Below are 13,718 nucleotides of genomic sequence, written 5' to 3' on the forward strand. Positions count from 1 at the left end.
GCTACCGCTTAATGGCGCTTTCGGAACGCGCGGAGTCGTCCCCCGCGTGTCCTGCAACAATATTCCCGAGACTCTGAACCTGCCGCAGGGGGCGGAACGAGTCGACGCGCAAGTATAGAGATTGTCAAATACAAGCGCCAGTCGCCCGATATTACACCAGTCGGCGGCTGTTTTGCATCAATCCGGCGTCGTCGCCGAGCCCATTGTGATGGGGCTCGGACATCCTATAGCGACTCCTGCTCGAAGAGCGTTATGCGTGCGTCCAGGCTCTGCGCCAGTGTTTGCTCCAGCTGGGCGAGATGCCTGTCCGCCGCAGCGCGGCTGGAAGCAAGAAGGATGAGGGTCCATTCGCCGGTTTGCAGAGAGTCCGCGCTCCCGGACTCGACAATGGCGAGATGCGGCTGCCGTCCCAGTTTCTCGCGAACGCCGCTGGTGCGTTGACGCTTTTCTTTTAGGGAGAGGCAACCCTGCAACTGGAATTCTATTCTCACCACGAAGCCATGCATGATGAAGCCCTCGTTGATGTGCCGTGTTAACCCGCGTGAGAGCGGGCTACTGCCGCCGTGACGGCCTCTTCCAGCGCAGCTTCCAGATTATCTCCATGGAAGGGCAGGCCATTAATAAATATCGCTGGCGTACCGCGCAGGCCAAGCGCCATGGCCTGACTTTGTTCTTTTTCGACAAACTGCACAGCTTCTGGGCTGGAGGCGCATTCTTCGATTTTTGTTTTGTCGAGCCCCAGACTTTCCGCGACTCCAGCGACAGAGGCTTCGTTTAACTTTCCGTCGTAGTCGAAGAGTGCGTCATGGAATTCCCAGTATTTGTTTTGTTTGCCGGCGCAATAGGCGGCTTGCGCCAGATATACAGAGGTTTTTCCAGTCACGGGAAAGTCGACCATGGTCCAGCGTACGTTATCGCTTTGAGCTTCCACTATTTTACGCAGGGTATGCGACGCATGTTTGCAGTGAGGGCAGCGGAAATCCGCAAACTCGACGATACTGACTGACGCCTGTGCATTTCCCCGAACAGGATAGCCCGCCAATTGCAGGTCGGCGACAGGCGCGTTGGGCTCGCGCAGATTAATGCTGAGTTGACCCTGCTTTTTCAGGCTTTCGATAAGGTCGTGTTCAGCACGCTGGATTCGGTCTTTTTGCAAAGCGTCCTTAATGGCGTCCTTGATCTCGTAAAAAGGACGTTGAATCTGTTGCTTATTGGCCTCAAAAAACTGCGACACATCCTCGTCGGTTACTGGTTTGGCCTCAATCAGCTCATCACGAATGCGCTCTTTGGAGACATTGCGCGTCTTCGCCAAATTCTGGAAATGCACCTGAAGCGCGGCGTTTTCCAGAATTTGTGACTTGCGTTCAAAAATCTGTTGCTCAAGCTCGAACAGCGCAGCGGCTTCAGCGTATGGCAGCTGCTCTGGATTATATTCCTGCCCTTGCAGAGTGAATAGCGAGTCGCCAGCAACGGGGGCTGAATGGGCGCCTTGAGTAAAACGGGTCGAGTGCAAGAGTGTGGCGATCAAGAGGCCAAGCGCAAACATAATTACGCCAATATAAAGAGCCGGAACCGGTTTTTTCTGAGTAGCCATGAGCGTTTTTGGTGGGGTCTAGTCTAATTGGTTGATATTAATGTGCTATCGATTGCGATAAATAATTGTTGATCCGCGTCAGGAACTTGCCTGAGGGCCATGGCATTCTGACAGACCCGTCAGGCTTGCGCCAGTAGCGTTACGGCTTGTTTTCGGCGATCATTACGCCCCTCGGCGAACTTTGTTGAAGGCATGAAGGGGGCTTTTCGTCATCAGCGCTTTGGAATAGGCCCGAGCGCATTAATGCAGAATTCTGCAATATCCATGACGATAGGGTGGTCTGCCGTAATAGGTGGTTGCATATCACTGCTCAGGCCGGGGACGTAGGACTTGATCTGTTTGGCCAGTGGACCAATAAGAGATTCCGCCAATGCGCCGACCAGGGCTGCGCCGCTGACTTCCGGATTTTGCGGACGTAGCGCAGTGGACTTGACGCCTTCCGCTATCGTTTGACTGAACAACTCAGCGTAGGCCTGGCGGTAGTTCAGGCGCTCCTGATCCAGCACCGGGTCTACCGGCTCTGCGATCAGCGCATAGGCGAGACGTCGCCCGCGCAGAGCGCGGCGAGCGAAAGTGGCGATTGCAAGGCGCAGGCGGTCATCGATATCGCCCGGGGCGTTAAGCGAGGCGGCGACATGATCCACTTCGCGCTGGGTGACATGGCGGAATACCTCGGCGCAGAGTGTGGACTTGTCTGGAAAGTAGCGGTAAACGGTTCCGGTGGCTACCCCGGCGCGAGCAGCGATAGCCGCCACGGAGGCTCCTTTGAAGCCGGCTTCGGAAATAAGCTCTTCCGCGGCTTTGAACAGGCGCAATTTGATGCTTTCTTTGCGCGCCCGCACTTTCTCAGTTTCTCGGTAGGCCATGGGGCGAATGTTGCAGTAAGGAAAAGTAAGTGCGTGAAAGTATTACGAAGTTTCAATAAATATAAAAGAGGTTTCCTTTCCTGATGAGTTGTTCCCTGCAGTAATCCGCGGCGGGCTTTCCCATGCGGCGCTGAGTTTGCGCTTCATCGGAAAATCCGTCGCCCAGGAATGTCTGGTGATACACGACTTTTGTAATTTCGGTAGCCCAAGGGGCTGGCGGTTGCCGAATCGTGGGCGATGACTAAACTGATTTAAGGGAACCTTCATATGACGCCTGTATTGTTTTGATGCAAAACAACAAACGCCAACACCCCCGTTATTCGCTGCAACATGAAGCGCTTATCGTGGCCAAAGGGTTCACCCCTGCCTCATGCGGGGTCGCCAACATTTGCGCAGGCGGCATGTTGTTGGCTGATATAGACTCGGAAAAGCTGGCGCAGCATTTGAGGGAAAAACCGGACTGCCGGGTGGAAGTGCATATCTTCTGCCAGTACAACGGTAGCGAACACCATCTCAGACTGCTGGCTGACACTCGCAGAGTGGAAGGGCGCAAGGTCGGAATAGAGTTTCTCCAGTCCCAGCCCCAGCTACTGGAAATGATGCTCAAGATTCGGCAAAGCGCATCCAATTTGCCGTCCTACACCACCCGCAGTAAGCGACAGAAGCTGAAGGAGTGGTTTGAGAATGCGGCGGAGCGTCTTATCGGCAATTTGCTGGAGACATTCTTCGCCAATATCGAAACCGAGTTGAATACCCGTATCGGCTCCAGCGCGGTGCTGCGCGATATTAATGCGTTCCGAGACGCCAAGGTTCTGTTTACCCAAGGGCGCAAAAAATTCAAAAAAGACTTCATTGAGCACTGGCATCAAGAGCTGGATCTATTATTTGGCGCCCGACCTATGGGCGAGTGGTCATCCAGTGAACTGGAGTTAGTGGATAAGACGCAATTTGAAGACTGGCTGGAAGTGCAAATGGTGGCGACCGCTGTGGCGAATCGGCAGCGCTCCAGGCTGTTTGAACTCAATCAGATGCTCAGCCAGGTGTCAGGCAAAGATATCGACGACCGCTGGAATCCAATGGGCCCGGCGGTGTTATGTCAATGTCTGCACTACGCCGTAAACTCCTTACAGACTCCCGACCCCGCCAAGCCAGTTCTGTACTTGGCCTTTGAGCGGCTGTTGACGCGAGAGCTGGCGGATTCCTCCGACGAGTTTATCGATATGTTCAAGTCGCATGGCCTTAAAGCTGTGCCATTGGACCAAATGCGCACCAATTGGTCGGAAGGGCGCGCCAAGGCGCGCTCGCCTGCGCCTAAGATTACAGATGGCGCCGCTCCAGACTTGGAAGGACTGGATTTTTCTCAGGATGCTCCTGCCGCAGCGACGCCATTGTCCCCCAGGATGCGTGCTCCCCGGGGCAGTATACTCAGTCTGGTCAGGATGCAGCGGGGCGGTTATGCGCCTACCCGCGGCGTTTCCGAGCCAGGAGCCGACTATGAATACGGCGCAACCCAGCTGTTGCAGGACCTGCAGCAAAACCAGCGAGAGCTGTTAGGTTCTCTTGCGCAGCAAGACGGGACTATCCGGGAAGTAGTCGAAATTATGGCGGAAGGCGGGCGAGTGAATATGCCTTCCGATTCGCAAGAGGTGTGGGATCGCGTCGACTTGGTGGACCGCATCTTCGCGCCGCTGTCTTCCCGCAACATGCCAACGGAGTTGAAAGGGCTGATCAACCAGTTGCGTATGCCTCTGTTGTTTTTGCTGCTGAAAGACAGCACCTTCCTGGATGATAGCCGGCATCCAGCCCGTAGCGTGTTGAATCACTTTATGGCCCTGGCCTCCGCTGATCGGGTTTCCAGCAAGAGTCTGGAAAAAGTGCTTAACGAAGTGATTGATGAGCTTTCAGCAGGCCGGTTGGATGCGGCGTTGCTGGAATCCGTATCCAGCCGTTTGGAACAATTGGTGGAGCGGCAGGAGCGCGCCTTTGTTCGCAACGCAGAGCGCATTGCTAAAACCTGTGAAGGTCGCGATAGGCTGAAGCGGGCGCGGAAAGCGGTGTCGCGACGCATCAGTACGCTTTTGGCGGGCGCTCAGGTGGCGGACGTAATCCTGGAGCTGCTGGCGGCGGGATGGGAAAATTTCATGGTGCTGGCGCTGCTTAAAGAAGGTGGCGATAGCGACAGCGTAGCGGACTATTTCGCCGTTATCGAGCAGTTGCATGACTGGCTGGGAAGGGAGAATGATAGCGAAGACCTGGCGTTCGAGCGTGAGCTTGAAGGCCCGGCCATGCTGGACCTGATTGAAAAAGAGTTGTTCAGCAGCCCCGACCCGCAGAAGGCTTCCGCCGTTTGCAAAAAGTTACGCGCCATATTTGCAGATGATTTGGCGGTTACTTACACTTTGGTCGCCGCTTACCCCACTACCGAGGAAGCCGATGAAATCGGCGCTGAGAGCGATTCTGAGCTGGCGGAACGCTGGCAGGAAAGAGCGCATCAGTTGCAGGTGGGGGATTGGGTGGAAATGTGCGAGGCGGATACTACTCAACGCATGCGTCTGGTGTGGGTTGGGGAGGATGCTTATAAATTTGTCTTTCTAACCCCCCAGGGTTTACATGAGGTGCACTTGGACTATAGCGATTTGGTGACAAAGATGGATCGGGGGCAGCTTGCGCGTGTGCAAGAGGGAGAAGTACCTTTTGTCGACCAAAGCCTTTATTCAATCGTCCAGGACCTCTATCACAAGATGGCCATTCAGGCCGTGCACGACCCTCTTACCGGCTGTATGCACCGGCACGAATTTGAGAAGCAGTTGCAGTATCTCGCCACCTGGGTGAAAAACAACGATGAAACCGCAGCGCTGATTGTTTTCGATATTGATCAATTCGGCGCTATTAACAGTAATTACGGCAACGCCATTGGCGACCGGCTATTACGCGATTTCAGCCTGCTGGTGGATAGCTGGCTGGACGAATTACACATTGAACTCAAGTTGGGGCGTATTGGCGGTAACGAATTCGCCTTGCTGGTTTCTCCAGCGAGCCAGGACGTGGCGCTGGATGCAGCAGAGCGGGTATGCAAGCAGTTTTCCAAGCACCGGTTTGAAGCTGGCGAAGGCCACTTCTCCGCTGCGCTCAGCGTGGGCGTCGTCATGATCAACGGTGGCAGTACTGACGCCAGCGCACTCCTGAACCACGCCAGTCTGGCCTGTCGCTCAGCCAAACGCGCAGGTGGAAGCCGTGTGAAACTGTTCTTGGAAGAGGATCGTGATCAAGTCTTCCAGCAGGAAGTGTTGCACTGGGTTTCCCGGATCGATCAGGCGATAGACGATTGCGACTTATGGCTGCGCGCGCAGCGTATCCAGTCTATGGATAAGACCAGCGACGAGCATTTCTATGAAATACTGTTGGGTCTGAACGACCAGAACGGTAAGCCTATTTCTCCAGCGGCTTTTATCGAAGCGGGTGAGCGTTATAAACGCTCCATATATATTGACCGCTGGGTGGTGGATAACGTGTTGTCCTGGATGCGCGCCAATCCCGCCAAGCTCGAGAATATGGGCGGTTTCACTATTAATCTTTCCGGACACTCCCTCAGTGACGATGGCTTTTTGGAGTTCCTCGAAGGCCATTTCAGAAAGGGCGGCTTTCCTGCTCAAAAAGTCTGCTTTGAAATCACTGAAACCGCGGCGGTCGCCAGCTTGCACTACACCGCGGACTTCATTCGTGAGCTAAAACGCACTGGCTGTCGCTTTGCGTTGGATGATTTTGGTACGGGGTTCTCTTCCTACGCCTACCTACAAAGCCTCCCTGTCGACTTTCTCAAAATAGACGGCGTATTTGTGCGTGACATTCATGAAAACATGACCAACTACGCCATGGTGCGCTCTATAAATGAACTGGGGCGCTTCATGGGAATGGCGACGATCGCCGAGTGCGTGGAAAGTGTGGAGGTCCTGGAAGCGCTGAGTGAAATCGGTGTGGACTGGGTGCAAGGCTATATCGTGGGCAAGCCCGTTCCTTTGCTGGATCTTTAAGCCCCTCTTACTATATTTTCCTCTCAATTTCTCTCGCCGCCCCCATATTTTGTGTTTAGAGGGTTTGTTATGGGATGTGAGTCTCCGCGTTATGATGGCGCGCCTCAACGCCTTGCTGGCCGCTGCTTACAGAAAATCACAGTTTGATACAAAATTCTTCTCTTAGAATATTTGCAGAGCTTCATGGCTCAACTATAAATAGGTTGAAAATTCCCAGAGGACATAACAACAAAGGATAGCGACCATATACTCTGTCTTTTGGAGGCAACCCCATGAGCGACATTGATAACGACGACTTTGAGGATCTGGAGCCTGCTTATGACTCCGGCGCGACTGATTCTGACGATGATGGTGTGGCGGTCAAGCAGACTGCGCAATCTGAGTCTCAGTCGCTTGCCCTGAAGAACAAAATTCGTGAGCAATTGCAGAGCGATATTGAGTCCTTCCTGCAGCGTGGAGGTCAGGTGCAAACTATCGCTAACGACGTGCGTGCTGATCCCCCCCGAAAACCGGATATGCAATACGGAAGCAGTCCGATATAACGAATTAGTTGTGCGGCGTAACGGGGCCCGTTTCGATGCATGATAAACGTCGAACGGGTGGCTCGGCGCTGGCCAATGTTTTTATTAAGTCTTTGTTCTAATTGTCAATATTATTCCCCCTCCTTGCTTTTCTTTAATTCCTTGCCTGAGACCTGCGTCACGCTATTGCTGTGAGATTTTTCCTTCTTTATACTCTCCCTTCGCAGCGTGCACTCATCAAATAATAAATTGCGTTGAAAACAAGATAATAATAAGGAAAACACAATGGACGTCCTGATTCTGCTTATGGGCCTTACGCTCATCACTGCAGGGTGGGTCCTGATATGGGAGTTCACCCGGTTTCTCCACTGCGCTTACGCCGTTCAAGGGCGCGTCGTGTCGCTTGAGCCCGGTTATGGCATGCGCAAAAAACAGGCGCAACCAGGCAAAGCGTCATACAGTTTTTTTCCTGTTATCGAATACCATTGGCAAGGCGATAGAATTCGCTTCACCTCTCTTGATGACAAGTGTATCGCTGGTCTGCAGATTGGCGATCAGGTTCAACTTTCGTTCTCCCGCTCCCGTCGCAAACACACTCGTATTGGCCGTTTAGTAGCGTTGATGATCGCCTCCATGACCATGCTGGTCGCCGGCATTCTCGGTGGAGCCATGCTGTTAGGGCAGCAGGTGGATGTTATTCACATCCTGCTGGGTTCGGTAGTGCTGGCTATTTGCCTCTTTATTATTGTGCTCTACCTGCGACAGCAGGACGAAACCGCCGCCGACAGTGTTCATCATGTACGCCGTCGCGTGCTTAATTGCGTGTTTTTGCAGGAGCCTACTAATGTATGTCATTGGCGCGCTTTATTTACCAATCGCAGGCAGCGCCGTCGCATTTGGGCGTCCCGGGTATTGGGCGGAGGCTGTCTGGCGACAGGAGCTTTTCTGTTCGCTGCGGCGTTTTTCCTTGGGGGCGCTGGATTAGCCCCGCAATTATCGGGTGGCGAGTTCACAGCGGATGCTGAGTTTGCTCAACCCGCTACAAGCCGTGTCGTGCAGCATACGGTGATTCGAAACTAGCCTTTCTTGGCGCGCAAACTGAGCAGGAGCTCCTTCTCAGTTTGTTGAGCGCGCCCACACTGTATCTACACTAAATTTCGTTGTTGCTTTGTCCTAACGCAGAGTTCGTATCGGTATCGCTCTTGCGTCGCCAGCGATGCCATTTCTCCAGCCATTGCAGCGCTTTTTGCGGTGCGTGCGCGCGTTTCCACTCGCCAGCGGCGTATTTATTGGTTTCTGACAAAGTCGGGTAGATGTGGATAACCCCCAGGATTTTGTTTAGACCAATGCCGTGCTTCATCGCGGTGATGTACTCTGTTATCAACTCACCCGCATGATGGCCGACAATAGTGGCGCCGAGAATTTTGTCTTTCCCGGGGACGGTCAATACCTTTATAAATCCATGCGCTTCACTGTCGGCGATGGCGCGGTCCAGGTCGTCAATGCCATAACGGGTGACTTCGTAGGGAATATTGCGAGCGATAGCATCCTGCTCATTTAATCCAACGCGCGCGACTTCAGGATCAGTGAAAGTCGCCCAGGGGATTACCCGGTAGTCCGCTCTGAATTTTCGAAATACGCCAAACAGGCTGTTTACCGCTGCGTACCAGGCTTGGTGGGCGGCTGTGTGCGTAAATTGGTAGGGGCCTGCCACATCGCCTGCTGCGTAGACAGTCGGTATCCCTGTCTGTAAGTACTCATTTACCTGCAGTGTGCCGTCTTTGTTCACGCTTAGTTGCAGATTCTCCAGCCCCAGATTGCTGGTGTTGGCTTTGCGCCCGACCGCCAGAAGCACTTTATCGAAGGCGAGTTCTATTTCTTCCCCGTCCTTTTCGCAGATCAACAGGCTGCTTCCAGAGGCGTCTCTTTTGAACGCTTTTGCACTATAACCTAAGCGCAAGTCAACGCCTTCGCTACGAAAACGCTCCTCCACCACTGCGGAGACATCTACATCTTCTCTTGGCATCAACCGGGGGGACATGTCCAGCTGCGTGACCTTGACGCCGAGGCGCTGAAACGCCTGGGTAAGCTCGCAGCCAATAGGGCCGCCCCCAATGATCAGTAGACGCTCTGGCTTGTCGCGCAGACTCCAGATTGTATCGGAGGTGTAATACTCCACTGAATCCAGGCCAGGAATTGGCGGAACAAAAGGGCGGGCGCCGGTGGCGATGACGATATTGCGTGTTGTCAAAACCTGCCCATTCACCTTTACCCGGTAAGGGTCGAGAATGGTCGCCTCACCTTCGAGACACTCAACGCCCAGGTCGGTGTAACGCTGCACGGAGTCGTGAGGCTCAACCTGTCTGATCACGGACTGCACGCGCTCCATGACGGCGGCGAAATCTACCTGGGGATTACTGGTCTGGACGCCAAACTCGCCAGCGCGTTCGACATAATTGGCGATCTTTGCTGACCGGATTAACGCTTTGCTGGGCACACACCCCGTGTTCAGACAGTCTCCGCCCATCTTGTGCTTTTCAATAAGGGTGACTTTGGCCTTCACCGCCGCAGCGATGTAGGACGTCACCAGGCCCGCCGCGCCGGCGCCAATAACCACCAGATTGCGATCAAAATGAGTTGGCTTATCGACCCCCGCCAAGGCTTTGCGTGCTTTCAGCGCGTCCAGGATGCGTCGGGCGATAAAGGGAAATATCCCGAGTAGAACAAAAGAAGCTATCAATCCGGGAGTCAGGATGCCAGAGGCGGACTGAACTTGTCCGAGCTGAGTGCCTGCATTGACGTACACAATAGTGCCGGGAAGCATGCCCAGTTGACTGACCCAGAAGAAAGTGCGGGTTTTTATAGGCGTCAGCCCCATGACCAGATTGATGACGAAAAACGGAAATAGCGGCACTAACCGAAGCCCAAACAAGTACATTGCCCCCTCTCGTTCGACGCCTGCGTTAATAGCTTGCAGCGAGTCGCCGAAATTATCCTGCACCCAGTCGCGCAAAGAGAGTCGTGAAACTAAGAAGGCGATAGTGGAGCCAATCACGCTGGCGAAAGATACCAGCAAGGTTCCTTCGAACAAGCCGAAAACTGCGCCTCCGACAAGTGTCAAAACGGCCGCCGCTGGCAAAGACAGGCCCGTAACCACCACATAGACGACAAAATAAATGGCGGCGGCGGTGAGAGGGTTGGCTGTGGTGTAGGCGGATATCGCTTCCCGTTGCTCTGCAAAATACTCAAGGCTGAAGTAGCGGTTAAAATCGAACAGAAAAAAAGCGCCGATCAGCAACGCCAACAGCAATAACAGGCTAAGTCTTTTCGCTTTCATGTCTTATTTCCGAAACCCAAAGGCGTTAAAAAGTCAGTGATGAAATAGACCTCGTACTGAGGAGAATAGTTCAATTTATCTTGCCTGAAATCCCTTCTCTAAGGTGAGGAAATGGCGTGGCGCTCATTAAAACAAAGGCTTATCATGATGCGATAAATTTTCTGACAGCATAGAGGGCGATTACGTGGCATTTACCCCCCGTCAATATCCGGCTGTGCGCATGAGGCGCATGCGTTACGATAACTTTTCCCGTCGATTGATGCGCGAAACCACGCTTACCGTTGATGATTTGATCTACCCGGTGTTTGTTCTCCCCGGCAGGGAGAAGGCGCAGAAGATCGACTCCATGCCTGGGATTGAGCGGGTCAATGTCGAGGATTTGTTGCGTGAGGCGGAAGAGCTGGTGGGGCTGGGTATTCCCGCTATCGCCTTGTTTCCTGTGATTCCTGCGGCGGGCAAAAGCGAGAATGCTGCGGAAGCCTATAACCCCGAAGGGCTGGTCCCGACCGCTGTGCGGGCGCTGAAAAGCCGCTTTCCCGAGTTGGGGGTTATCACCGACGTAGCCCTGGACCCTTATACCACCCATGGGCAGGACGGCCTGATTAACGATAAAGGTTATGTGCTCAACGACGAAACGGTGGATGTGCTGGTCAAGCAGGGCCTGACTCACGCTGAAGCCGGCGCGGACGTCGTAGCGCCCTCGGATATGATGGACGGCCGTATCGGCGAGTTGCGCGGCGCCTTGGAAAAACAAAGCTATATTAATACTAGGATACTCGCTTATTCGGCGAAGTATGCGTCCGCCTATTATGGACCATTCCGTGACGCGGTCGGCTCAGCCGCCAATCTGGGGAAAAGCGATAAATACAGCTATCAGATGGACCCCGCCAACAGCGATGAGGCCATGCAGGAAATCGCGTTGGATTTGGCCGAAGGCGCTGACATGATCATGGTCAAGCCCGGTATGCCCTACCTCGATATAGTGCGTCGGGCCAAATCAGAATTTCAGGTTCCGACATTTGTATATCAGGTCAGCGGTGAATACGCCATGCATATGGCGGCGGCTCAGCAGGGCTGGTTGAATGAAACTGCGGTAATGATGGAGTCGCTGACGTGTATCAAACGTGCTGGCTCCGATGGGATATTGACCTATTTCGCCAAGAAGGCGGCGCAACACTTAAAACAGACATAACCAACAAACGCTTAAGGATTACAGTTTCATGAGTAGCGATTCGACAACGGTTGCCGTTAACGATGTGTTAGAAGGGGAGGTGGACGCCTCTCAGGTCCCAGCAATAGACCTGAACAGTTCCGAGTATTTCTTCAACCGTGAGCTGAGCCATCTGCAGTTTAACGCCCGAGTGTTGAATCAGGTCATGGACACTTCCCACCCTCTGCTGATGAGGCTGATGTTTTCATGCATCTTCAGCAGCAATATGGACGAATTTTTCGAGATTCGGGTGGCGGGCCTTAAGCAACAGATCAAATATGGGCGTGAGACAGTCGGCGCTGATGGCATGTCGCCGGCGCAGACGTTGCAGCATATCGCTGAGCAGGCGCACAAGCTGGTCGAGCAGCAATACACTGAGCTGAACGATTTAATGATCCCCGCCTTGGAGCAGGAAAACATCTTCTTTCTGCGCCGTGCGGACTGGACGCCTACTCAGAGGGATTGGGTGGCCCAGTATTTCGAGCGTGAATTGCTGCCGGTGATCAACCCTATTGGTTTGGACCCCAGTCATCCCTTTCCTCGTTTGGTCAATAAAAGCCTGAACTTTATCGTCGAACTGGACGGTAAGGACGCATTCGGTCGCGAGACCGGCATGGCGATCGTACCTGCGCCGCGATCACTGCCGAGACTGGTGCGTCTGCCGGACGAAGTTTGTGAAGGGGGCGACAACCTGATCTTTCTCTCTTCTGTCATTCACGCCCATGCCGACGACCTGTTCCCTGGTATGACGGTGAAAGGCATGTATCAGTTCCGCATTACTCGTAACGCGGACTTGGTGTTGGAAGAGGATGATATGGAAGACTTGGCGCAGGCTCTGCGTGGCGAGCTTCTGAGCCGTCGATTTGGCGATGCGGTGCGACTGGAAGTGGCGGATAACTGCCCGGAAGAGCTGGTGCAGTTTCTTTTGCAGGAGTTTGGCCTGACGGAGACAGAGTGCTACCGAGTCGCCGGTCCCGTCAACCTGACGCGATTGCTGGCTGTAAACGATTTTGTTAACCGTCCCGACCTGCAGTATCTCGGATTCACGCCCGGGTTGCCCAAGGAGATGCGACATAAAGAAAACCTGTTTGAGGTTGTCGCCAAGCAGGATATTTTGCTGTTACATCCGTTTCAGAGCTTTACGCCGGTCATCGATCTCCTGCGTCAGGCTGCGAAAGACCCCAATGTGCTGGCCATTCGCCAGACGCTGTATCGTTCCGGCAGTCAGTCTGAAATAGTCGCCGCCCTGGTGGACGCCGCCCGTCGTGGCAAGGAAGTAACGGCGGTTATCGAGCTGCGCGCCCGGTTCGATGAGGCGGAAAACCTGGAGTTGGCGAGCCGCTTGCAAGAAGCGGGGGTTATCGTTGTGTATGGCGTGGTCGGCTTCAAGACCCACGCCAAGATGATTTTGATCGTACGTCGAGAAGAAGGGCAGTTACGGCGGTACGTACACTTGGGCACAGGTAACTATCATGCCAGCAACGCGAGGTTATACACGGACTACAGCCTGCTCACCTCTGAAAATGCGCTTTGCGAAGATGTGCACAGAATTTTTCTTCAGCTCACTGGAATGGGGAAAGCTTTGAAAATCCGTAAGCTTTTTCATGCTCCATTTACCTTGCATGACAAATTGCTGGGCTTGATCAGCCGCGAAGCTGAAAATGCAAAAGCGGGAAAAGAAGCCTACATTCTGGCAAAGTTTAATGCGCTGACGGAACCCAAAGTCATTACGGCGCTCTATGAGGCCTCGCAAGCCGGCGTGCGTATTGATTTGTTGATTCGCGGAATTTGCTGTCTTCGTCCCGGTCTGCCCGGCGTCTCGGAGAACATCCAGGTGCGGTCAGTTGTAGGGCGGTTTCTGGAACATACGCGGGTCTTTTATTTCCACAATAACGGCAAACATGAAGTGTACGCTTCCAGCGCGGATTGGATGGTGCGCAATCTGTTGAATCGGGTGGAAACCTGCTTTCCCATTGAGCGTAAAGAGCTGGCGGAGCGCATCAAGAGCGAGTTGGATGCGTATTTGCGGGATAACTCCAACGCATGGCTTCTGCAGCCGGACGGCTCCTATGAGCGTAAGGCGATGGAAGAAGGCGAGGAGCGCTTCAACGCCCAGAACTTTTTGCTTACTCAGCTGGCTTCCGTTTAGGTCGTCGACT

The 13,718-nt window shown here is 53.7% G+C and carries 9 protein-coding genes; 5 read left to right on the top strand and 4 right to left on the bottom strand.

The features are described from left to right. Positions 1 to 224: 224 nt before the first annotated feature. The 3 genes from AC2IBB_RS05940 to AC2IBB_RS05950 form a co-directional block, all read right to left on the bottom strand. Positions 225 to 506, bottom strand: coding sequence for a DUF503 family protein (locus AC2IBB_RS05940; RefSeq protein ID WP_486331984.1), 282 nt, complete (start codon positions 504 to 506; stop codon positions 225 to 227). Between the two features lie 26 nt (positions 507 to 532). Continuing rightward, positions 533 to 1,546 carry a DsbA family protein gene (locus AC2IBB_RS05945; RefSeq protein ID WP_486331985.1) on the bottom strand — a complete coding sequence of 338 codons (1,014 nt, stop codon included), beginning with the start codon at positions 1,544 to 1,546 and terminating at the stop codon, positions 533 to 535. 260 nt (positions 1,547 to 1,806) lie between these two features. Further along, the gene (locus AC2IBB_RS05950; RefSeq protein ID WP_486331986.1) at positions 1,807 to 2,460 is read right to left on the bottom strand and encodes a TetR/AcrR family transcriptional regulator; all 654 of its coding nucleotides are present in this window, start codon (positions 2,458 to 2,460) and stop codon (positions 1,807 to 1,809) included. A 287-nt stretch (positions 2,461 to 2,747) separates the two neighbouring features. Here AC2IBB_RS05950 and AC2IBB_RS05955 point away from each other — a divergent pair, with 287 nt between their 5' ends. The 3 genes from AC2IBB_RS05955 to AC2IBB_RS05965 all read left to right on the top strand — a co-directional run bounded on the left by AC2IBB_RS05955 (position 2,748) and on the right by AC2IBB_RS05965 (position 8,092). Beyond that, positions 2,748 to 6,491, top strand: coding sequence for a DUF1631 family protein (locus AC2IBB_RS05955; RefSeq protein WP_486331987.1), 3,744 nt, complete (start codon positions 2,748 to 2,750; stop codon positions 6,489 to 6,491). Positions 6,492 to 6,763: 272 nt separating this feature from the next. After that, a complete protein-coding gene (locus AC2IBB_RS05960; protein ID WP_486331988.1) occupies positions 6,764 to 7,033 on the top strand; it encodes a hypothetical protein in 270 nt (89 codons plus the stop codon). 264 nt (positions 7,034 to 7,297) lie between these two features. After that, positions 7,298 to 8,092 carry a DUF3592 domain-containing protein gene (locus AC2IBB_RS05965; protein ID WP_486331989.1) on the top strand — a complete coding sequence of 265 codons (795 nt, stop codon included), beginning with the start codon at positions 7,298 to 7,300 and terminating at the stop codon, positions 8,090 to 8,092. A gap of 70 nt (positions 8,093 to 8,162) precedes the next feature. Here the strand turns inward: AC2IBB_RS05965 and AC2IBB_RS05970 are convergent, their stop codons facing one another. Then, complete coding sequence (locus AC2IBB_RS05970; protein WP_486331990.1) at positions 8,163 to 10,349, bottom strand: FAD-dependent oxidoreductase; 2,187 nt, start codon at positions 10,347 to 10,349, stop codon at positions 8,163 to 8,165. Positions 10,350 to 10,578: 229 nt separating this feature from the next. Between AC2IBB_RS05970 and hemB the strand changes: the two genes are divergently transcribed. Both hemB and ppk1 read left to right on the top strand, forming a co-directional pair. Beyond that, complete coding sequence (hemB, locus tag AC2IBB_RS05975; protein WP_486331991.1) at positions 10,579 to 11,541, top strand: porphobilinogen synthase; 963 nt, start codon at positions 10,579 to 10,581, stop codon at positions 11,539 to 11,541. A 28-nt stretch (positions 11,542 to 11,569) separates the two neighbouring features. After that, positions 11,570 to 13,708, top strand: coding sequence for a polyphosphate kinase 1 (gene ppk1 / locus AC2IBB_RS05980; RefSeq protein WP_486331992.1), 2,139 nt, complete (start codon positions 11,570 to 11,572; stop codon positions 13,706 to 13,708). Positions 13,709 to 13,718 lie beyond the last annotated feature (10 nt).

It is taken from the genome of Hahella sp. NS-SX17, assembly GCF_057367735.1.

Excerpts from the sequence above, each read along its gene's own strand:
- AC2IBB_RS05940 (WP_486331984.1), bottom strand. The coding sequence starts at position 506 with ATGCATGGCTTCGTGGTGAGAATAGAATTCCAGTTGCAGGGTTGCCTC.
- AC2IBB_RS05945 (WP_486331985.1), bottom strand. The coding sequence starts at position 1,546 with ATGTTTGCGCTTGGCCTCTTGATCGCCACACTCTTGCACTCGACCCGT.
- AC2IBB_RS05950 (WP_486331986.1), bottom strand. The coding sequence starts at position 2,460 with ATGGCCTACCGAGAAACTGAGAAAGTGCGGGCGCGCAAAGAAAGCATC.
- AC2IBB_RS05955 (WP_486331987.1), top strand. The coding sequence starts at position 2,748 with ATGCAAAACAACAAACGCCAACACCCCCGTTATTCGCTGCAACATGAA.
- AC2IBB_RS05960 (WP_486331988.1), top strand. The coding sequence starts at position 6,764 with ATGAGCGACATTGATAACGACGACTTTGAGGATCTGGAGCCTGCTTAT.
- AC2IBB_RS05965 (WP_486331989.1), top strand. The coding sequence starts at position 7,298 with ATGGACGTCCTGATTCTGCTTATGGGCCTTACGCTCATCACTGCAGGG.
- AC2IBB_RS05970 (WP_486331990.1), bottom strand. The coding sequence starts at position 10,349 with ATGAAAGCGAAAAGACTTAGCCTGTTATTGCTGTTGGCGTTGCTGATC.
- hemB (WP_486331991.1), top strand. The coding sequence starts at position 10,579 with ATGCGTTACGATAACTTTTCCCGTCGATTGATGCGCGAAACCACGCTT.
- ppk1 (WP_486331992.1), top strand. The coding sequence starts at position 11,570 with ATGAGTAGCGATTCGACAACGGTTGCCGTTAACGATGTGTTAGAAGGG.